Annotated in this window: 19 protein-coding genes; 13 read left to right on the top strand and 6 right to left on the bottom strand. The window is 57.3% G+C overall.

The window, feature by feature from the left end; all coding sequences use genetic code 11:
* Positions 1-85 precede the first annotated feature (85 nt).
* From ACDI13_RS09200 to ACDI13_RS09175, 6 genes are all read left to right on the top strand, one after another.
* The gene (locus ACDI13_RS09200) at positions 86-1,570 is read left to right on the top strand and encodes a D-aminoacylase (RefSeq protein WP_316989814.1); all 1,485 of its coding nucleotides are present in this window, start codon (positions 86-88) and stop codon (positions 1,568-1,570) included.
* A 122-nt stretch (positions 1,571-1,692) separates the two neighbouring features.
* On the top strand, positions 1,693-3,105 hold the full coding sequence (locus tag ACDI13_RS09195; protein WP_316989813.1) for a gluconate:proton symporter: 1,413 nt from the start codon (positions 1,693-1,695) through the stop codon (positions 3,103-3,105).
* Between the two features lie 19 nt (positions 3,106-3,124).
* On the top strand, positions 3,125-3,970 hold the full coding sequence (locus tag ACDI13_RS09190) for a serine hydrolase (RefSeq protein WP_316989812.1): 846 nt from the start codon (positions 3,125-3,127) through the stop codon (positions 3,968-3,970).
* 22 nt (positions 3,971-3,992) lie between these two features.
* Positions 3,993-4,817, top strand: coding sequence for a carbon-nitrogen hydrolase family protein (locus tag ACDI13_RS09185; protein WP_316989811.1), 825 nt, complete (start codon positions 3,993-3,995; stop codon positions 4,815-4,817).
* Between the two features lie 29 nt (positions 4,818-4,846).
* Positions 4,847-5,650, top strand: coding sequence for an N-formylglutamate deformylase (gene hutG, locus ACDI13_RS09180; RefSeq protein ID WP_316989810.1), 804 nt, complete (start codon positions 4,847-4,849; stop codon positions 5,648-5,650).
* Positions 5,651-5,731: 81 nt separating this feature from the next.
* A complete protein-coding gene (locus tag ACDI13_RS09175) occupies positions 5,732-6,580 on the top strand; it encodes a putative RNA methyltransferase (RefSeq protein ID WP_316989809.1) in 849 nt (282 codons plus the stop codon).
* Between the two features lie 19 nt (positions 6,581-6,599).
* Here ACDI13_RS09175 and ACDI13_RS09170 read toward each other — a convergent pair whose 3' ends face one another.
* Positions 6,600-8,189 (bottom strand): sensor domain-containing diguanylate cyclase, encoded by a 1,590-nt coding sequence (locus ACDI13_RS09170; protein ID WP_316989808.1) that lies wholly within the window; start codon positions 8,187-8,189, stop codon positions 6,600-6,602.
* A gap of 263 nt (positions 8,190-8,452) precedes the next feature.
* Between ACDI13_RS09170 and acnA the strand changes: the two genes are divergently transcribed.
* Positions 8,453-11,206 (top strand): aconitate hydratase AcnA, encoded by a 2,754-nt coding sequence (gene acnA / locus ACDI13_RS09165; RefSeq protein WP_316989807.1) that lies wholly within the window; start codon positions 8,453-8,455, stop codon positions 11,204-11,206.
* A gap of 124 nt (positions 11,207-11,330) precedes the next feature.
* Entirely contained in the window at positions 11,331-12,746 is a 1,416-nt protein-coding gene (locus tag ACDI13_RS09160) for an MFS transporter (RefSeq protein WP_316989806.1), read from the top strand.
* Positions 12,747-12,748: 2 nt separating this feature from the next.
* On the opposite strand, the gene ACDI13_RS09155 is transcribed toward ACDI13_RS09160, so the two are convergent.
* Positions 12,749-13,597, bottom strand: coding sequence for an aldo/keto reductase (locus ACDI13_RS09155; protein ID WP_316989805.1), 849 nt, complete (start codon positions 13,595-13,597; stop codon positions 12,749-12,751).
* Positions 13,598-13,897: 300 nt separating this feature from the next.
* Between ACDI13_RS09155 and panB the strand changes: the two genes are divergently transcribed.
* Both panB and ACDI13_RS09145 read left to right on the top strand, forming a co-directional pair.
* Positions 13,898-14,719, top strand: coding sequence for a 3-methyl-2-oxobutanoate hydroxymethyltransferase (panB, locus tag ACDI13_RS09150; protein WP_316989804.1), 822 nt, complete (start codon positions 13,898-13,900; stop codon positions 14,717-14,719).
* 100 nt (positions 14,720-14,819) lie between these two features.
* Positions 14,820-15,749, top strand: coding sequence for a LysR family transcriptional regulator (locus ACDI13_RS09145; protein WP_372373064.1), 930 nt, complete (start codon positions 14,820-14,822; stop codon positions 15,747-15,749).
* 62 nt (positions 15,750-15,811) lie between these two features.
* Here the strand turns inward: ACDI13_RS09145 and ACDI13_RS09140 are convergent, their stop codons facing one another.
* From ACDI13_RS09140 to ACDI13_RS09125, 4 genes are read right to left on the bottom strand one after another with little or no spacing between them, the layout of a single operon-like run.
* Entirely contained in the window at positions 15,812-16,189 is a 378-nt protein-coding gene (locus tag ACDI13_RS09140) for a RidA family protein (RefSeq protein ID WP_316989802.1), read from the bottom strand.
* Complete coding sequence (locus ACDI13_RS09135; protein ID WP_316989801.1) at positions 16,186-17,094, bottom strand: alpha/beta hydrolase; 909 nt, start codon at positions 17,092-17,094, stop codon at positions 16,186-16,188. Before ACDI13_RS09135 ends, ACDI13_RS09140 begins: the two co-directional genes overlap by 4 nt.
* Entirely contained in the window at positions 17,094-17,966 is an 873-nt protein-coding gene (gene kynA / locus ACDI13_RS09130) for a tryptophan 2,3-dioxygenase (RefSeq protein WP_316989800.1), read from the bottom strand. The genes ACDI13_RS09135 and kynA overlap by 1 nt, the downstream gene beginning before the upstream one ends.
* A gap of 19 nt (positions 17,967-17,985) precedes the next feature.
* Entirely contained in the window at positions 17,986-18,165 is a 180-nt protein-coding gene (locus ACDI13_RS09125) for a hypothetical protein (RefSeq protein WP_316989799.1), read from the bottom strand.
* Positions 18,166-18,279: 114 nt separating this feature from the next.
* Between ACDI13_RS09125 and ACDI13_RS09120 the strand changes: the two genes are divergently transcribed.
* From ACDI13_RS09120 to ilvD, 3 genes are all read left to right on the top strand, one after another.
* A complete protein-coding gene (locus tag ACDI13_RS09120) occupies positions 18,280-18,768 on the top strand; it encodes an Lrp/AsnC family transcriptional regulator (RefSeq protein ID WP_316989798.1) in 489 nt (162 codons plus the stop codon).
* Positions 18,769-18,938: 170 nt separating this feature from the next.
* The gene (locus ACDI13_RS09115) at positions 18,939-19,631 is read left to right on the top strand and encodes a GntR family transcriptional regulator (protein ID WP_316989797.1); all 693 of its coding nucleotides are present in this window, start codon (positions 18,939-18,941) and stop codon (positions 19,629-19,631) included.
* Between the two features lie 35 nt (positions 19,632-19,666).
* On the top strand, positions 19,667-21,379 hold the full coding sequence (gene ilvD, locus ACDI13_RS09110; RefSeq protein ID WP_316989796.1) for a dihydroxy-acid dehydratase: 1,713 nt from the start codon (positions 19,667-19,669) through the stop codon (positions 21,377-21,379).
* Position 21,380: the final 1 nt, after the last annotated feature.

The following is a 21,380-nucleotide window of genomic DNA, read 5'->3' as shown; positions in this document are numbered from 1 at the left end:
AACTTAAACAATTTTTCATATTAATAATACCTTTGGATAATGCGGTCAACTTCCCCTTTTTGTGGGAGGACGAGTGGAGACGTAGATGCAGGCAGACGACCGCAGGCTGGACGTCAAGATCAGCAATGGCTGGATTATTGATGGCTTGGCCACCCCGCGTTGGCGTGGTGATGTGGGTATTCGAGAAGGGCGTATTGTTGCCGTGGGCGACTTGAGTGCCTGGCACGCCGATCAATCGGTGGACGCCAGCGGCCATGTCGTGGCTCCCGGCTTTATTGATACCCACGGCCATGATGATTTGATGTTCATCGAACGGCCTGTTCTGGACTGGAAAACCAGCCAGGGCATTACGACGGTTGTGGTCGGCAATTGTGGTGTCAGCGCCTTCCCCGCTCCTTTGCCGGGCAACTCGGCAGCGGCTTTGGCCCTGCTGGGCGATTCGCCCTTGTTTGAAGACATGGCGCAATACGTGCAAGCCGTCAGCCAGCTAAAGCCCATGATCAACGTGGCAGCTTTGGTCGGTCACGCGAATTTGCGCATGGCCGTGATGCAGGACCCCTTGTCCCAGCCGAATGCCGATGAGCAAAAGGCCATGGAAGCCTTGCTGGTCAAGGCCTTGGAAGAGGGTGCCGTGGGCTTTAGTACTGGCCTGGCTTACGAGCCCGGCTGCATGGCCGAAGCAGCCGAACTGGAAGGTCTGGCCCGTGTTGCCGCTTCCAAAGGTTCCTTGCATACCAGTCATATTCGCAATGAAGGCGACATGGTGCAGGAGTCGGTAGAAGAAGTGCTGGCGGTAGGTCGCCAGACGCAGTGTGCCACCCTGGTGTCGCACCATAAATGCATGATGCCAGCCAACTGGGGGCGCAGCAGCCATACCTTGGCCAATATTGATCGGGCCCGCGCCGAGGGCGTGCAGGCCACCCTGGATATTTATCCCTATTCGGGCAGCTCCACGATCCTGATCCCTGAGCGTGCCCACACCATAGACCAAATTCGTATTACCTGGTCCGAGCCTCACCCTGAATGCAATGGCCTGTATCTGGTCGAGATTGCCGAGCAGTGGGGTTGCGACCGGGAAACAGCCGCACGGCGTTTGCTGCCTGCTGGCGCGATTTACTTTGCGATGGACGACCAAGAAGTCCAGCGCATTTTCAGCCACCCATGTTGCATGGTGGGCTCGGACGGATTGCCTGCGGATGCGCACCCCCACCCTCGTTTGTGGGGCAGTTTTACGCGCATTTTAGGGCGGTACGTACGCGAAGATGGCCTGATGTCGCTGGAGCAGGCGGTCGCCAAAATGACGGCCATGCCTGCTTCGGTTTTCGGGCTGGAAAACCGCGGCGTGTTGCAAGTCGGCGCCTGGGCGGATCTGGTGGTGTTTAATCCCGAAACGGTGCAGGATTGCGCCACCTGGGAAGAGCCCACCTTACCGTCTCAAGGTGTGCAGACCGTGTTTGTGAATGGTGTGCAGGTGCATCCTGCCGCCCCGGAGCAGCGGCCCGGACAGGTGCTTGATCGCGCCTTTGCCGCTCAGGCGCAAAGCCTGGATGCGCCGATTATCCCGCTATAAGCGGTGCATCGGACAAGAAGACAGTCGCCGGGACCTGGGGTAGTCAAGCAGGGCGGGGCGATTGCATCACATGCAGGCCGGTTATTGATGACTGGTCGGGGAAGGATCGTTAAGGAGACGACATGAGTGTCATTCAGCAACAAATGCCAACGGGCAAGCGCAATGCGGCCATGGTGGTGTTTTTAATTGGCATGGCGATTGCCTTGTATACCCACTTTTACATGCCGGGTGAAAGCTCCCTGTGGGGCTTGACGCCGGTCGTGGTGTTTGCGCTTATCGCCTTGTTGGGGGTGGACATTGTTCTGGCCACGATTGGTGCGATTGTATTGGGTGCCATCATGACCAGCACCACACCGATTGCCATGGGTAAACTGCTGGCCGAGTCCCTGGGCTCGTTCATTGCAGTAGTGGGTTTGATTATTGTGCTGGGCGCCGGAGTGGGTGAAGTGGCCGCCCGTACGGGGGCTGCCGAGCAATTGGTGCGAGCCATTGTCAAGCGTATCGGCTTGTCCAATCCGACTCGTGTGCGTCTGGGCATCATGGTGGCGTCCACCCTGATCTGTGGCGCTCTGGGTACCTTGGCAGGTGGTAACGCCATTATTGCCGCTGTGGTGATCCCGATTGCCGCCGCTGTGCGTCTGTCCCCCCCTGCTGTGGCGGCTTTGTTCCAAAGTGCCGGTTCCGCCGGTCTGGTACTGGGCCCATTCACCCCTAACGTGGTGACGGTAACGGGTCTGACAGGTCTGAGCTACACCGACTACCTGCTGGTTGCCGGTCTGCCTATGGCCGCTGCCACCTTGCTGACGGGCTGGTTCATGTCCGGTCGTATCCAGAAGATGACCAAGGATCAGTTCCAGTACGAAGAAGCCTCGCAAGGTCAGGCTGCGTTTGACGTGAACGCCAAGGCTTCGCCCAAGGCTGTGCGCGCTGCCTGGGCGTTCTGCATCACCATCGTCGGTCTGGCGGCTGTAGGTATCGCCTCCAAAGCCGGTTTTGCCTACGCCATTATTGTGATGGTGTCCCTGGGCGCCACCACGGGTCTGGCCGGTGGCATGAACCCGCGCGAAATTCTGCAGGCCATGTATGCCGGTGCGGGCAAGCTGATCTGGATCTTCTTCCTGTTCTGGCTGTTCAACCCGGTGCTGGTGCTGGTGGACCAACTGAACGCCTATCATGCCTTGCTGGATGCGGTGCAGCCATACTTGATCGGTATCAGTGGCGCGGTGCTGTGCATGTTGATTGTGGCCTTTAACGTGGTCGGGCACATTCCGGGTGCCGCTGTGGCGCAGATGACCTTCACCGCCAAGATTTTTGGTCCCGTTCTGGCTGCGGCCGGTGTGGGCCCTGCTGCAACCGCCGCCGTGATTTTGGGCAGCTCGCAGATCGACTGGTTTGGTCCTTTCCCTTCTTCAGATATGTTCGGCCAGATGGGCCTGGCGCGCTCCACTCAGCTCAAATACATGTTGTATAACGGCTGGGCGGTCATGACGGTCAACTTGTTGATGTTCGTCGGCCTGTTCCTGATTTTGGTCTGAGTGTTGAAGGAGTGTTTGTATGTTTACCTTAGGAAGCGAGTTGTTGGATGTGTCACAGGTTCGTGAGCGCCTGCAAGAACGACTGGAGCCTTTGCTGACCCAGGAGTCCGCCCGTATTTCGATGGCGGTCTACGCTACCGACGGTACCTCCTTGTTTGAGTGGCAGGCGCAGCGCGTCATGCCCTCGGCCAGCCTGATCAAGACGCCCATGCTCCTGTGCCTGCTCGAGCAGGTGGCACAGGGCAAGCTGTCGCTCGATACGGTTTACCCTCTGCCCGAGGGTGACCGGACCCCCGGCACCGGCATTTTGAGCCAATTGCCCGGCGTGCCCAGCCTGAGCCTGCGCGAGCTGGCCTTGCTGATGATCATTCTGAGCGATAACGTTGCCACCAATGCCCTGATCGATTTGCTGGGCATGGATAACATCAACGCCTGGAGTGTCCAGGCCGGTTTGCAGCATACCGATTTGCAGCGTCACATGATGGACATGAAGGCACGCGAGGCCGGCAAAGACAACTGGACCACGGCCCAGGATGCTTGCTCGACCTTGTTGTACCTGTTGCATTCGCCTGCTTTGCCCGAAAACCTGCGTCAGCAGGGGCTGGACATGTTGGCTGATCAGCGTGAACGAGGTCACTTTGCGGCACTGCTGCCTTCTATCGCTCAACTGGCTCACAAGACCGGCTCCTTGCCCGGTTTGCGTCACGACGCCGGTATCTTGACGATGGGTGAACGCAGTGTGGTGTTGGCTGTGCTGGCCGATGGTTTTACCGATGGTCGCACCAGCACCTCTTTATACGGTGGTCAGGGAGCGGGTGTCTTGTCCCGTCTGGCCTTGGAAACGGCCCGCGCGCTGCAGTACTGAGCCGGCCCGAAAGGATAAAAGTATGTCTACGACACGTGTTGCCCTGGTTCAATTGGATAGTGGCCGTGACCTCCAGACCAATCTGGATCAGCTAGAGCATTGGGTGTTGGCTGCTGCCAAAGACGGGGCACAATTGATTGTGACCCCCGAGTACAGCGATGTCCGTGGTGATACAGAATGGTTGCAGCAACACGCCACGCCCATTCCGGGGCTGGTGACCGATCACATGGCCAGCCTGGCGCGCCGCACCGGTGCCTGGATTCATCTGGGTTCCATGCACGAGCGCCGTCCTGATGATCATCGCCTGGGCAACACGAGCGTGACGTTCTCCCCAGAGGGCGAGATCGTGGCGCAATACCGCAAAGTGCATTTGTACGATGCAGTGGTGAACGGTCTGGAATATCGTGAGTCCGACGATTTCTGCCACGGCCAGCATCTGCAAAATGTGCCGGTCGGCGATCTGAATCTGGGCCTGAGCATTTGCTACGACATGCGCTTTGCCGAGCTCTTTCGTACCTTGCGTGCCCGTGGTGCGAATGTGTTGGTGGTGCCAGCAGCCTTTAATGTGCATACTGGCCGTGATCACTGGGAGGTCCTGTTGCGTGCCCGTGCCATTGAGAATCAATGCTATGTGTTGGCCGCTGCGCAGATCGGTGGCCCCGGTCCCGCCATGCCGTGTCTGGGCCGCAGCATGATTATTGATCCTTGGGGCACGGTACTGGCATGTATGCCGGATCACCCAGGTTATATCTGTGCCGATCTGGACCCCACGCGTGTGCAGCGCATGCGTGAATCGCTTCCGGCCTGGCAGCACCGTCGGGGTGATTTGTATCCTATTCCTTCTTGATTGTGTGCTGACACAGACTGGAGTCTGCCATGACCGTTCCTGCGGCCTTTGAGTTTTATCCGGGCACTGCCCCCTTGTTGATTTCCATGCCCCATTCGGGCACCTATGTGCCAACGGCTTTGCTGGCGCGTTTTACGGAGTCAGCGCGTCAGGTGCCGGATACGGATTGGCATATTCCCCGCCTATACGAGTGCGCTCAGCATTTGGGCGCGTCCGTGCTGGTGGCGACGTACTCGCGCTTTGTGGTGGACCAGAACCGTCCGCCGGACAATGCCAGCCTGTATCCCGGCCAAAGCGTGACCAGTCTCTGTCCTTTGGACACCTTTGACGATGAGCCTATTTACCAGCCTGGGCAGGAGCCGGACGAACATGAGATTGCCCAGCGCCGCGAGAGCATCTGGCTACCGTATCACCAGAAACTGGAAGAAGAGCTGACGCGCTTGCTGACCTTGCATGGTCGCGTGGTCCTGTGGGATGCACACTCGATTCGGTCGGTGGTTCCGCGCTTTTTTGAAGGCCGTTTGCCGGATCTGAATTTCGGGACTGCCAGCGGCGATAGTTGTGATGCTGCCCTGAGTGATCGTCTGATGAAAACAGCCTTGGCCAACAAAGATTACAGCAGTGTGCTGAATGGTCGTTTCAAAGGTGGCTACATTACTCGCCACTACGGACGTCCTCAGCAGAACATTCATGCTGTGCAGCTGGAGATGGCACAGTGCTGCTATATGCAAGAGCAGTGGCCCTTTGAGTACAAAGAAGAGGCCGCCCGTAATATTCAGCCCTTGCTAGAGACCTTGCTGCGCGACGCGCTGGCCTTTGCGTCCGAATCGTAAATTTGTCGTGGCCCCCCGGTACAGGCAGGCCGGGGCGCTACACTATTGCCTTGGCCACGGTGGCCGTAGAGCGATTCATTCATGTCTGACTTTTCCCCGCCCCTCTTTGAGCAATTGTGCTGTCCCTTGGACGGCTTGCCGCTCTCGTTTGAGGCTCCCAGTTGGCGCTGCCCGGCAGGCCATTGTTTTGATACGGCCAGTCAGGGCTATATCAATCTGCTTCCTGTACAAAACAAGCGTTCACGTGATCCGGGCGACAGCAAGGAGATGGTGGCGGCGCGGCGTCGTTACCTGGAGTCCGGGGTGTACGAGCCCATCGCTGCTGGCGTGTGGCGTATTTTGATGGATGAATTGGAAGGGGAGGCGCCCTACGCTTGTTTGGATGCGGGCTGTGGAGAAGGTTATTACCCGCGTTATTTGCGTCAGCAGGATAAAAACGGGCAACTGGCTTTGATTGGCCTGGATATCTCCAAATGGGCGGCCATGGCAGCCGCACGCAGTTCGCCCGACATACGTTGGCTGGTGGGCAGCAATGCACAATTGCCTGTCCCCGATGGTGCGTTGGATGCTGTGCTGTGCATGTTTGGTTTTGCCGTGCCCGATGAGTTTCTACGGGCGCTGAAACCCGGCGGAATTTGGGTGCAGGTGCAAGCAGGTGCAGACCATTTGCTGGCGTTGCGTCGTATTATTTACACCAGTCTGAAGCTTGATAAGAGCCAGGAGCAAACCGTGGCAGCCGGTTTTAGCCTGGAGCGCAGCGAGCGCATCTGTTTTGAGGTATCGCTATCCACCCAGCAGCAAATTGCAGACCTGTTGTTGATGACCCCTCATATGTTTCGTGCCAGTATGCCGGGTCTGGAGCGAGTGCGTCAGTTGACAAGTCTTGACCTGCAGGTGGATGTGCAGGTCAAGGTTTTGCGCCGTCTTTAAGTTGGCCCAGTGTTGTTGCTTAGCGGGAAGGGGGCAGGCTTTTCACCTGACCGGTCTGGGTGCTGATTTCAACGCGGTTGCGGCCATTGCGTTTGGCGGTATAGAGAGCTTCATCAGCTAGCTTCAAGACGGCACTGTGTTCACGAGCATGGATGGGCCAATGTGCCACGCCGATGGAGATGGTAATGGGCGCGCCTGTGGGGCTGTTGGTTTTACTGATCAAGATGCGAAGACGCTCGGCCAGTTGTACGGCTTGGTCAATATCCTGATCAGGCAGGAAAATACTGAACTCTTCTCCGCCGACTCGACAGACCAGATCCGTGTCACGGGTGCATGCGCGCATCGTATCGGCCAGAAAACCGAGCACCAAGTCCCCAACGTCGTGGCCGTAGGTGTCGTTGACACGTTTGAAGTGGTCGATATCGACGGCCAGAACGGAAAAGGGCATATCGGTATCTTTCCATTGCTGGAGCATGGCATTCATGCCGCGACGATTGGTCAGGCTCGTTAGCGGGTCGGTATTGCGTTCTATGTCCATGACATCCATCTTGCGATTGACGCGTTTCAGGCCCAGCAGCATGGCCAGCTTGATCTGGCGGGACTCAAAGTACCAGGCATGGACATTGGCAATACGTGAACTGGCCTCGTTGGCGTCCAGGTGAGGTGCCAGTCGGGCCAACTGGCGCAAAGGCTTGGCAATAAGCATGGCCAGCATCCAGATCAGCGCCTGGACAGCAAGAAAAAATGGGATGGAATTGCGCAAGACCTTACCCAACAAGCCACTTAGCTCTTCAAATACGATATCGGTAGGGCTTTGAACCACCAGTCCCCATTGCACATCCTTGCTGGGGGCAAATCCGGTCAGCATGTCCGTGCCGCGAGAGTTCTTCAGGGCAAGTGCATCACTCTTGCCTTGGTTGACGGCATTGATCGCGGGGTTGTTGTTGACGACCTCGCCGATGCGCTCCTTGTCTTGGTGATAAAGCAGCCGGTTGTTTTTATCGACGACATAGATGTAGGAGCCGTCGCGATGAAAGTGCTCGCCCAATAACGTGTTCAAGCTGTTGGGTTCATGCAGATAGATGGATCCGCCTACCAGGCCCTGATAGTGTCCATCGGCGTTCAAAATGGGGTACGACAGAAAGATCAGCAGGCGGCCGGTGGCCGACATGTACGGAGAGCTGACCAGGGGGATTTTGCTGTTCAGGGCATGTCGGGTGCCCTCGCCACGCAATACGGTTCCCAATAGGCCGAGATTGTGAGGGGCATTGGCCAGGACGCGGCCTTTGGCATCCAGGATCAGCACCGAGTTGAAGCTGTTGTTCTGCTCGTGTAGACGGTTGACCTCCGTATTGAGCTGTTGCTTCGTTTTACGGGTGGGGCTCGAGAGCAGATTGGCACTATACCGAAGTTGCTGCTGCAAATTGGCAATGAAGGCATCTGTGCTGCTTGCCAGTTTCAGCGCATAGGCCCGGTTCTTTTCTAAAGCCTGTCCTATTAATAAGGTACGCTCTGCCCAGTAGGCTCCATACAGGGTGTAGCCCATGGTCAGCAGGCTGCTGGCGGTAGCCAGCAGCAGAATTAGCCGGCGCAGATCGACAAAAAACATGAGGATGGGCGGATGCTAGGATGAAAAAGGGCTGGAGGTGACTGGACAGGGTAAGAACGACCCTAATCCATTATACGTAAAGAATTTTTTTGGGGTCGTTTAAATGCGGTAGGAGACCATGGGCAGGGCAGTTCGCCCGGCAGGGTGCAACAGCAACGTGTAAGATGTGAAATGGTCTAGACCAATAGACAATTACCACATGTGTTTTGCTGGCTGGGTAAATTGAATGGTATCGGCCGGCACCTTTCCATGGAGATCCCGATATGAAAAGCGTAGATAGTTTCAAGGCTTTGCACCAGTTGGATGTCGACGGGCAGTCCTACGACTACTATCGGTTGGATGCGGTTCGTGGAGATGGCCTGGATGTTGCCAGCCTGCCCTATGGCTTGAAGATTCTGCTGGAAAACTTGCTGCGCACCGAAGATGGCGCCGATGTGACCGCCGATGACATCCGTGCCCTGGCCGCCTGGGATCCGGCCGCCGAGCCGGATCGTGAAATCGCCTTTACACCGGCACGCGTTGTGCTGCAGGACTTTACGGGTGTCCCCGCTGTTGTGGACCTGGCTGCCATGCGTGAAGCCATGCAGGCTTTGGGCGGAGATCCGCAGAAAATTAATCCTTTGGCTCCTGTTGAGCTGGTCATTGACCACTCAGTGATCGTGGACGATTTTGGCAAGCCCAGCTCGTTCGAGCGTAACGTGGAGATCGAATACGAGCGCAATATGGAGCGTTACCAGTTCCTGCGCTGGGGCCAAAGTGCTTTCGATAATTTTAAAGTCGTGCCACCGGGTACAGGTATTGTTCACCAGGTGAACCTGGAACATTTGGCCCGTGTGGTCTTTACGCGCGACGAACAAGGCCGTCAGTTGGCCTATCCCGATACCTGTGTGGGCACCGACTCGCACACACCCATGGTCAATGGTCTGGGTGTGGTAGCGTGGGGTGTTGGTGGTATCGAGGCCGAAGCCGCTATGCTGGGTCAGCCTATTTCCATGCTGATTCCCCGTGTTGTGGGTTTCAAATTGACGGGTCAAATGCCCGAAGGCACCACGGCGACAGACTTGGTGCTGACTATTACCGATATGCTGCGCAAGCACGGGGTGGTTGGCAAGTTCGTAGAGTTCTATGGCCCCGGTGTGAGTGCTGTGCCGCTGGCCAACCGCGCCACCATCGGCAATATGAGCCCCGAATATGGCTCGACGATCTCCATGTTCCCGATTGACGAGGAAACGCTACGTTATATGGCGTTGACAGGCCGCTCCAAAGAGCAGATCGACTTGGTGCGTGAGTATGCCCAGGCCCAGGGCTTGTGGCATGATCCACAGCACGAGCCGCGCTACTCCGAGCGTCTGGAGCTGGATTTGTCCACGGTCGTCCCCTCGATTGCCGGCCCCAAGCGTCCACAAGACCGCATTGCCCTGTCTTCGTCCCAATCCGCCTTCCGTACCTCGGTGCGTGATCTGCTGGGCGATGATGTGGCTACCTATGACGAAGCCGTTGAAGAGAGCTTTCCTGCCTCGGACGTGCCCTCGCACAAACCGCCTGCACCCCGTAAAGCCGCGGTTACATTCACCTTGGCTGACGGTAGCCAGTGCGAGCTGGATCATGGCTCGGTGGTGATTGCCGCCATTACCTCGTGTACGAATACGTCCAACCCCAGCGTGATGATGGCCGCAGGTCTGCTGGCCAAGAAAGCCGTGGAAAAAGGCCTGAACCGCAAGCCTTGGGTGAAAACCAGTCTGGCTCCAGGCTCGCGTGTAGTCACGGACTACTACGAACGTGCCGGCCTGACTCCCTATCTGGACAAGCTGGGTTTTGATCTGGTGGGCTATGGTTGCACCACGTGTATCGGTAACTCTGGCCCACTGATTCCAGAAGTCAGCCAGGCGATTAATCAAAACGATCTGGCGGTGGTGTCCACCTTGTCGGGGAACCGGAACTTCGAGGGCCGTATTCACCCTGAAGTCAAAATGAACTACCTGATGTCGCCGCCGCTGGTGGTGGCTTACGCCTTGGCGGGCACAATGGATATTGACCTGTACAAGGAGCCGTTGGGGCAGGGTAGCGATGGCAAGGATGTGTACCTGAAAGACATCTGGCCCTCCGCCGCTGAAGTGCAGGACGTGATCAGCAAGGCGATCGCCTCGGATATGTACCGCGATGGTTATGCTGATGTGTTTGCCGGTGATGAACGCTGGCGTTCGCTGCCTACGCCCGAAGGGGATCGTTTTGACTGGCAGGACTCCTCCACCTACGTGCGCAAACCCCCTTATTTCATTGATCTGCAGCGCGACCCCAGTCCTGTCACGGACATTCGCGGTGCGCGCGTGCTGGCCAAGCTGGGTGATTCGGTAACAACCGACCACATCAGCCCAGCCGGGTCGATTGCCCGTACTTCGCCTGCCGCCACCTATCTGATGGATCACGATGTGAAGCCGCAGGATTTCAACTCCTACGGTTCGCGCCGTGGTAACCACGAAGTCATGATTCGCGGCACCTTTGCCAACGTACGTCTGCGTAACCAACTGGCTCCGGGCACAGAGGGTGGCTATACACGCGACTTCACACAAGATGGTGCACCTGTGGCAACCATTTACGATGCCTCGCGCAACTACGTGAATGCCGCTGTCCCGCTGGTCATTCTGGCCGGCAAGGAATATGGTTCGGGTTCTTCGCGTGACTGGGCGGCCAAAGGCACGGTGCTCTTGGGAGTGCGAGCAGTGATTGCCGAGTCTTACGAGCGTATTCACCGCAGCAATTTGCTGGGCATGGGCGTGATGCCTTTGCAGTTCCCGGCTGGTCAAAATGCGGAAACCCTGGGTCTGACGGGCGATGAGGTCTTTGATATCGAAGGCATTACCGTCTTGAATCAGGACAAGATCCCCGAGAGGGTCAAGGTGCGTGCTGGCGATATTGAATTCGAGGCCCTGGTCCGGATTGATACGCCTAGCGAAGCGCATTATTACCGTCATGGCGGTATCATGCAGTACGTGTTGCGGGGTTTGTTGAAGGCGTAAGCTCGGCAGCAGGCCAAGGCGTGATGTGATACGCCAGCAGGTGCGCCAGTGGTGTCATGCCTCTGGCGCATTTGTGTGTTCAGGGGCCGGCTTTTTTGCCGGCCTTTTGCGTGGATAAAGAAAAATGGCGAATACCCAAGAAGCATCTTGGTCTGAGTTGTTGTCTGGTCGTAATGGCTTGCGCTCGCTGGCCTTGGCCGGTGGCGTGGCGGTTCACGCGATCAACGTGTATGTGGCGACCACGATTTTGCCCTCGGTGGTGGAGGATATTGGCGGGCTGGAGTACTACGCGTGGAATACCACGCTCTTTGTAGTGGCGTCGATTCTGGGCTCGGCCCTGTCACCACAGGTTCTGGAAAAATGGGGCCTGCGACACAGCTTTCTGGTGTCGCTGCTGTTCTTTGCGATTGGTACGACCTTGTGCGCGGCAGCGCCTTCCATGCCTTTCCTGCTCTTTGCCCGCACGATTCAGGGGCTGGGGGGCGGTTTGCTGCTGGGTCTGAGCTATTCCTCGATCCGGCTTGTATTTGAAGAAAGGCTCTGGCCGCGCGTGATGGCCCTGGTGTCCAGCATGTGGGGCGTGGCGACCTTGTCAGGACCGGCGATCGGCGGGGTGTTTGCCCAGATGGGCCAATGGCGTCTGGCCTTTTGGAGTGTCCTGCCGGCTGCCGCGTTGCTGGCGATTCTGGTCTGGACCCAGTTGCGCGATGCGCGTGCCCCTGAAACGCGTCAATCCGGTTCGACCTTGGGCAAGGTCTTGTTGTTGACCGCCTCGGTACTGGTTATGTCGGCAGGCAGCTTATCCACGTCCTGGATGATCAATCTGGCGGGTGTCGTAGGCGGTGCCGTTCTGGTCTATCTGATGGCCCGCGCTGACAGCAGATCCACCAGTCGTCTGTTTCCACAAGGAACGTATTCGATCAGCACGGCCTTGGGCAGTTTGTACGCTGGTATTGGTCTGGTCAGTGTGGCGGTGGCAACGGAGATCTTCATTCCTTACTTTTTGCAGATCATTCATCATATGAGCCCGTTGAAAGCAGGTTATCTGACTGCCTTGATGTCCGGTGGCTGGACCTTGGGCTCGATTGCCAGTTCCAGTCGTGGGCTGAAAGCAGGGGATCGCCTGATCATTGCAGGGCCGGTGTTGTCAGGCCTGTCCCTGGCCGCCTTGGGTGTGTTTATCCCGTGGGAGGGCCTGAGCGAAGGCAGGGATGATTCCTGGGCCTTGTACCTGTCCTTATTGGGCGTTGGAATAGGGATTGGTCTGGCCTGGCCGCACTTGCTGACGCGGGTATTTCATTCCGCGCCCAAGGGCCAGGAGAATATTGCTTCGGCTGCCATTACGACCCTGCAGCTATTTACGATGGCCCTGGGGGCTGCATTGGCCGGGATCATCACCACGGCCTCGGGCTTTGCAGACCCCGGTGGGGTGCAGGGCGCGCGCCAGTCAGCGCAGGCTCTGCTGTGGCTGTTTGCCCTGGCCCCTTTTCTTGCCGCCTTTTTGTCTGGGCCTGCGCGTCGGGTGCGCCCCAAGGCTTAGCCTTAGACGGTGCTTTTGGGCAAGCGGAACAATTCTGGATCCGGGCCAAGACGCCCTTCGGCCTGGTCCAGACCGGCAATGGCGGCCATGTCCTGCGCGCTCAGCTCGAAGCTGAAAATGTCCATATTGTCGCGCTGGCGCTCGGGGGAGGTGGACTTGGTAATCACCATATTGCCCAGTTGAATCTGCCAGCGCAGCATGATTTGCGCCACGGAACGGCCATGTTCCTTGGCAATCTTGTTCAATACCGGATTGTCCCACAGCGTGCCCAGCCCCAGCGGGCTCCAGGCCTGGGTCTGGATGGCGTGATCCTCATGGTAGTGGCGTGACTCCGCTTGCTGAAAACCGGGGTGCAGCTCAATTTGGTTCAGCACAGGCAAGACGCCGGTCTTGTCCAGCAAGGTTTGCAGATGCTGGGGCAGGAAGTTGCACACGCCAATGGATTTTACGCGGCCTTCATTGCGCAGATTGATCAGTGTTTCCCAGGTCTGGATGTACTGGCGGTTCTTGGGCACAGGCCAGTGAATCAGGTACAGATCCACGTAATCTAGCTGCAGCTTGTCCATGCTTTCTTCAAAGCCGGCGCGGGTGTTGTCATGGCCATGCCTATCATTCCACAGCTTGGTGGTTACAAACAGCTCTTGGCGTGGCACCTTGGACTGACGAATCCCTTGTCCGACCTCGGCTTCGTTGCCGTAGATAGCGGCAGTATCGATCAGGCGGTAGCCTGCTTCGATGCCACTGCACACCACGTCGGCCGTTTGCTCGGCAGGTACCTGCCACACGCCCATGCCCAGTTGTGGTGCACGGTTATCGTCGTGGAAGGTGATGCTTGGGGGGATAGTCGACATAGGTCTCTCCTCGGTAGAGTACACGGTAAAGCAGCCAAGGTTTGGCTGATGAAACCACCGCGCATGGGGAACGGTCAGGCCCTAGCGTACAGGCGGTGTCAAGGTAAAAGTCCTTAACAAGACCTGAATCCACACGGGCTGGACACGTGAAGCTTGTACGTAGGCAGGAAATTGGCTTATTGTTTTTTGTCCTGCGGCGATTATAGATGCGTCGACTGAATTTTTTATTAAGATGCTGCAATCTGCATCATTCATAATCCCATATCAGCGTTGTCCTATGGGGTTCCAGCTGGAGTAAGTATGAGCGTACATACCACGCAGGTTCGCATTAGCGTTCCCGCTCTGACCGCCTATAAGGGCAAACAAAAAATTGCGTCGTTAACAGCCTATATCGCGCCAATCGCACGAATGCTGGACGAGCATATGGATATGATCCTGGTGGGCGACTCGACCGCGATGGTAGGTTATGCCATGCCTGACACCCTAAGCATTACGGTGGATATGTTGGCTGCCCATGCTGCGGCCGTGGTGCGTGCAACGAAACACGCTTGTATTGTCGTGGATATGCCCTTTGGCAGCTATCAGGAATCACCCCAGCAGGCATTTGCCAATGCATCGCGTATGCTCGCGACCAGCGGCGCCCAGGCGGTGAAAATGGAAGGCGGACAAGCCATGGCTGAAACCACCCGTTTCCTGGTCGAGCGTGGTGTACCTGTGCTGGCCCATGTGGGTTTGATGCCTCAGTATGTGAACACCATGGGCGGTTACAAAGCTCAAGGCATGACCGATGCTGCCGCCCAGCGCGTGTTGGACGATGCTGTTGCGCATGCTCAGGCCGGTGCCTGGGGCGTGGTGCTGGAAGGAGTGGCGGAAAGTGTGGGTCGCCGGATTACCGAAACCATCGCCATTCCTACTATCGGTATTGGCGCATCACCTGCATGTGATGGCCAGGTCCTGGTGACCGAAGATATCCTGGGCCTGACAAACGGCAAAATCCCTAAATTTGCCAAACCCTACGCGGATGTGGGTGCCTTGATCTCCCAGGCAGCCGGTCAATACGCGGCTGAAGTGCGTGATGGTTCTTTCCCCACGTTGGAGCAGTGTTTCGGCGTGAAACGCTAGTCCTGCTAACTATTCCGCATTAGAATATTCCGTGTTGATCAATGCGGCATTCACATAGAACGACATGGAAATTCGCCAATTAGAAGCTTTTGCAGCTGTGATGTCCGCAGGCAGTGTGACCGCTGCCGGCCGCTTGCTGGATCGCTCTCAGCCTGTGGTCAGCCGCCAGATCCAGGAGCTGGAGCAGGAGCTGGGCTTTAGGCTGTTTACCCGCACCCGTCCGCAGGTCACCTTGACCGATCAAGGGCGCGAGTTTTATCTGGAAGCCAGGCCGATGTTGATGAATCTGGAGGTGCTGCAAAGCCGCGCCCTGGAAATCGCTCGTGGGGGCTTGCGGCCTTTGCGTATCGTAGCCACTCATGCGCTGGCTGTTGGGCTGCTGCCCCAGGCGCTGGGTATCATGGAGCATCACGATCCAGCCTTTAAGCAAAAGCTGATTATTGATACGGTAAAGCCGGAAGAGGTGGTGCAAGCCATTGACGAAGGGCGGGCAGATCTGGCTGTCACCAGTCTGCCGCTGGATATTGATGGCTGTACCTTGCACTGGTCAGGACAAAGCCCGTGTCTGTTGGGTATGGCATTGGATCACCCCTTGACCGAGCACGAGTTGGTGCGTCTTAGTGACATTCAGGGTACGCCCCTGATTTCTATTCAGAACCGCCATCGCCTGCGTCATACTCTGGCTACTGCTTTGCTGCGTGCCAGCCCACAAGCCCCGGAAGATATCCGCCATATCGAGGTCGCGTCCTCTTTGGAAGGCTTGGTTCTGGCCAGCCAGGGTGTTGGCGTCTCCTTGATCGACCCCTTCACCGCCCACGGCTTGCCACTGCCGAACGTCGTGCTGCGCCCCATTGATATCCACGTGCCTTATATGGTTGGCGTGGTGTCTTTGCGATCCCGTGAACTGCGTCCCGATGCGCAGCGTTTGGTCGAGGCCATGCGGCAGTATGTGCTGCAGTTCATTCCCCGCTTTGTGCTGGGGGATGATACGGGCTTGCCCAGCACGCATGATCCGTTCGACTCGCTGTAATCCATACACTTGTTGATCAAGGCTTGGGCGGCTTGCTTGATGCTGATCCGCCTCTGCAGGTCTTAGGGAATCATCGCGTACGACAGAACTTCCAGCTTCATGCCAGGCTCAACCAGGGCTGCGACGCCCACGCTGGCGCGGTTGGGGAAGGGTTCGATGAAAAATTCACGATAAACCGCGTCGATAGCGGCCATATCAGCCACATCCGTCATGTAAATCAGCACCTGAGTGACATTGTCCAAGGTGCCGCCCGCCGCGTGTACGGTTTGCTGCAGATTGGCGAAGGTCAGGCGAGCCTGCTGCTCGATGTGGCCTGTGTCTATGCTTCCGTCTGGGCGTACCGGCCCGTACACGGAAAACAGCATGTCCCCCTTGGCCTTCACCGCCCATGAAAAGGCTTGCTTGAGGGGCGGAAGACCCACGTCGATCACTTGTTTCATGAATTGCCCCCAGAAGAAGTGGCAGGCAGCGACGCAAAGAGCGCGTGCGTGGTGTCACCCAAGGCGGTACCGGAACGCGCCTGGTCAAGAATGACATCGAAGTGATTACGTGCTGGTACTTCGAGCGGGGGCAGATATTGGGCACCCAGTGCATTCAGTGCATCGGCAAAAGCCTGACTCTGACGCTTGAATTCCGAGGTTTCGATTTCTCCCCAACTGATGGCAGTGGGAGGGAATCCTTGCAGATCAAGCAGTTGAGGGCTAATCGCCCGTGCGCTTTCCACGTCCAGGGACAGTGCCTCATTGATGCTGGTGCCAATCAGGGCTTGCAGGTCGTAAATGCCGGAAACCAGCACTGCCGCTGCGGGCGCGCCTACCGGCAAATCGGCATCCTCTTTCCATCCACGCAAGCAGCACATGGCCGCCAGATGCGCTCCGGCAGAGCTGCCGGAAACGACGATACGTTGCGGGTCAAAACCCAGTTCTTGGCCGTGTTGATGCAGCCATCGCAGTGCCTGGCGGCACTCCAGCACCATGTCGTGGACAGAGGCTTGCGGTGCCAAGGTGTAATCAATGGCCGCAAAGGCGATGCCAGCGTCAGTGCAATCCGGGGCTGAGAACAAGGAGGAAGCCTTGGAAAGCTCTTGCCAGTAGCCGCCATGAATAAACAGCAACAAAGGCGGAAGCACCTCCGAATCGCGGGGTTCAGGCAGGAACAGGTCAAGCTTGTGCGTGGCCTTATTGCCATAGGCAAGCTCGGTATGCCGTGCTCCGCCTTGCAAGGCTGCTGCGCTAAGCGTGGCGTATGCCTCGATGTAAGGCGCGTAGTTTCCGCCTATACAGGAGCTGGGCGAATATTCGCGCTCGCGCTCCTGCGCGGAGAGGGAGTCGTGTGGAGCCTGCATTACAGCGCGGTCCGAACAGTCCAGATCTCGGGAAACAGCACCACATCCAGCATCTTGCGCAGGTAGCTGACGCCGCCTGTGCCACCGGTGCCGCGCTTGAAACCGATGACGCGTTCAACCGTCGTGACATGGCGGAAACGCCAAAGACGGAAGGCATCCTCAATGTCGGTCAGCTTCTCGCCCAGTTGGTACAGATCCCAATGCGCATGGGGATCACGGTAAACCTGCAACCAGGCGGCCTCGACGTCGGGGCTAGCCACATAGGGTTGCGTCCAGTCACGCTCCAGATAGTCGGCGGGAATGTCAAAACCCTGGCGGGCCAACAGGCGCAGTGACTCGTCATACAGCGAGGGGGCACGGTATGCGGCTTCAACCTGGCGGAGCAGTTCTGGACGGTGCGCATGTGGTTTGAGCATGGCGGCATTCTTGTTGCCCAAAGCAAATTCAATGCAGCGATATTGCGCACTTTGAAAGCCGCTGGAGCTGGCCAGATAAGGCCGCATGGCGGTGTATTCCGGCGGGGTCATGGTCGACAGCACGGTCCAGGCGCTGACCAGTTGTTCCATGATGCGCGAGACACGCGCCAGCATCTTGAAGCTGTCGGCGTATCGATCGGCGGCGACCGATGCCGTGGCCGCGTTTAGCTCATGCAGCATCAGCTTCATCCAGAGTTCACTGGTTTGATGCTGGATGATGAACAGCATTTCGTCGTGGGCAGGCGAGAGCGGGTGCTGGGCGCCCAGCACCTCGTCCAGGTGCAGGTAGTCACCATAGCTCATGGATTGGCTGAAATCCAATTGTGCTTTTTCTTCCGAAACAATGCGTTCTGTCTCGCTGATTCCCTTGTCAGCCGATGCTTTGGAAGCATTCATTTGTTTTGTTCCCGGTACGTTAATCATGACCTGTGCGACGTGTGGAACAGGTCGCGTGGGTCGCTGGAAAACCAAAGTCGTGTTGCGCGCCAAGGGCAGTGGGCAATGCATCTGGCCCGAAGGTCTCCATCAGCAGCACGGTGCAGGCACCCGAGCAGGCGGGCACAGGGGTAAAGCTGAAGTTTGTCTGTGGTTTCATTATCTAATCCCACTTAAATTTATGCGTTGATCTTAGGGATTTAAGGGTCTTGCGCCAAGCTGTTTTTTATAGAAGCATAATTTTTCCTGAAAAACGTTAAAAACAGGTTTTTTTATGCAAATAGAATTGGATGAGGTCGATGGCAGTTTACTGGCCGAGCTGCAAGGAAACGCCAGGCTCACCACAAGCGAGCTGGCGCAAAAAGTGGGTATATCGCAGTCACCTTGCTGGCGTCGGATTCGACGCATGGAAGAAGCCGGGCTTATTTCAGGCTACCACGCCCGGCTGGATCGTCGCGGCCTGGGCTATGGCGTGGTGGCCTTCGTCAGCATTAGTGTGGACTTTCAGAATGAAGAGCGTTCGGTGCAGTTTGTGGAAGCGGTACGCGATATTCCGGAGGTGGTGATGTGCCATGGCATTGCCGGGCCGGCTGATTTTTTGCTTATGGTGGTCGCCAAGGATCTGGACAGTTATTCGGAATTGTTGCAACGAAAATTGCATCGTTTGCCGGGGGTTCGACAAGCGCAGACCAGCTTTTCCTTGCAGGAATTCAAGGGCCTCAACGAACTGCCTATCCCAGCCGTGGCCAGCTCTACGGCCTGATTGACCGCATTGCAAAACCGGATGTGCGGCTTGCTTGCAAGGCTTGCCGCGTTGTCCATCAAGAATTAGGGGGCTAAGGGTTAGCTCTGATTGGTTGTCGTAGAAGTCCGTCCTTAGAATTGATCAAAAATCACAAATCTTTGCTCGAACCTATTTTGTGACGGAATTCAATGAAACATTCAGATGCTGCAAGCACCAGTGCTCCGCTCGAAGCTTTTCAACCCATTGTTCGGCAATCCGTTAACGAAGCGGTCTATCAAGCCCTACGCAACAAGCTGATGCATGGCGAGTACCGTGCGGGCCAAGTGCTAGGCATTCAGTATCTGGCCGATGCGCTGGGCACCAGCACCATGCCGGTGCGCGAAGCACTGCGCCGTCTGGTGGCCCAGCAAGGGCTGGAGCCCTTGCCCAATGGCACCACGCGTGTCCCCCTGATTACCAAAACCTGCCTGAGCGACATTCGCCGTGCACGCGTTCTGATCGAAGGCACCGTCACCGAGTGGGCCGGCCCCTTGCTGACGTCCTCCGTGCTGGATCAGTTAGAACAGTTGGCGCAAGAAATTACACAAGAGCGCCGTACGCCCAAAGGCGTGGCCAGCAGCCTGGAAAAAAACCGCATCTTTCATTTCACGATTTATGCCGCCGCTCAATCGCCCGTCATGCTCGCCATGATCGAAAGCTTGTGGTTGCAGTCGGGCGCTTATCTGCGCGAAACCCGCGAATCACTCCATAACGAGGACTCCTCAGACCAACTGCACGAATCCACCGTAACCGCGTTGCGCGACGGGGATTTTGCCCAGGCACGTCACTACATTCAGGAAGATGTCTCCTGGATATTTGACCGTTTGGATCTGCCCGATTGAATCAATCTTTCAACTACTCATCACCACCAAAGACCATGCTAAAAAAACATAGATCAAAAGCAGTGACCGAGGGCGTGACCCGCACCCCACACCGAGCCTTTCTGCGTGCAACGGGCCTGGACGATGATGATCTGAACCGCTCGATGGTTGCCATCATTGGAACCGCTGGAGACAACACCCCCTGTTCCAAATCGCTGGGCCCGCAGGCGGACAGCGTGCGCCTGGGGGTTGCACAGGGTGGTGGCGTGCCTGTCATGATGAACACGATTTCCGTGTCCGACGGCACCTCCATGAACCACGCTGGCATGCGCATGAGCCTGGTCTCACGCGAGATGATTGCCGACAGTATGGAAATAGCCGTGCGCGGCCACGCCTATGATGCTTTGGTCGGCTTGGGCGGTTGCGACAAGACGCTGCCCGGTACCTTGATGGCTATGGCACGGCTTAACGTTCCCTCTGTCTTCATTTACGGTGGCTCCATGCTGCCGGGTTACTCGCCCGATGGTACTGAAAACACGGTGCTGACCGCCATTGAAGGGGTGGGTCGTTATCAAAGCGGCGTGATTTCTCTGGAGCAGTTGCACGGCATCGAGCGCACCTGTGCCATGACAGTTGGCTCCTGTCCGGGCCAGTTCACTGCCAATACCATGGGTATGGTGGCCGAGGCTTTGGGCCTGTCCTTCCTGGGTTCTTCGACCACGCCAGCGGTTTACAGCCAGCGGCATGCGCTGGCCCGGCGTGCTGGTCGCCGTGTGATGGAGATTCTGGAAAATGGTGGTCCTTTGCCGCGTGATCTCATCACCCGCAAGAGTCTGGAAAATGCTACTGCTGCTGTGGCTGCGACGGGCGGTTCGACCAACGTAGCCCTGCATATTCCTGCCATTGCGCATGAAGTAGGTATTCGTTTCACCACGGACGATATGGCCGAGGTGTTCAACCGCACGCCATTGATTGCCGACTTGCAGCCCGGTGGCCGTTATCTGGCACGCGATCTGGACGTGATTGGTGGGGTGCCCGTAGTGCTCAAGGCACTCTTGAAAAGCGGTCACCTGCACGGTGATGCCTTGACCATTACCGGCGAAACCCTGGCCGAGGCTCTGGAGAGCTTCCCCGATGAAGATGGTCGTATCGTGCGCAGTAGCGATCAGCCTATTCATGCTTCAGGCGGTTTGGTCGTGCTCAAGGGCAATCTGTGTCCAGACGGTGCCTTGTTGAAGATTGCCGGTTTGAAGTCTCTGGTTTTTGATGGCCGCGCACGCGTGTTTGAAACCGAGGAAGACTGCATGGCCGTGGTGTCCAGGCAGGGCTACGAGGCGGGCGATGTGCTGATCATTCGCAACGAAGGGCCTAAAGGCGGCCCCGGCATGCGCGAGATGCTAAGCGTCACCGCTGCTATTTACGGCCATGGCAACGGCGAGAAAGTGGCACTGCTGACCGATGGCCGTTTCTCCGGTGCGACACGCGGTATGTGTATCGGCTATGCCAGCCCCGAAGCGGCTGCCGGTGGGAACATCGGTTTGGTGAAAGACGGCGACCGTATCACCATCGACGCCACGCAAAGCAGCATGCAACTGCATGTGTCCGAGGAGGAGCTGGCCGAACGCCGGGCGCAATGGAAACCCTACGTACGAGACCGTCTGGCTGGCGCGCTGGAGAAATACGCACGTCTGGTTGGACCGACCAACGAAGGGGCAGTGACCCATTCGGGTGCTGCCGAGTGGCCGCAAGAACAGCTTGAGGACATATAAG

This window comes from Alcaligenes faecalis (assembly GCF_041521385.1).
Classification (GTDB): domain Bacteria; phylum Pseudomonadota; class Gammaproteobacteria; order Burkholderiales; family Burkholderiaceae_B; genus Alcaligenes; species Alcaligenes faecalis_E.
Note: the sequence above shows the minus strand (reverse complement) of the source record. Positions and strands in the feature narration are given on the sequence as shown.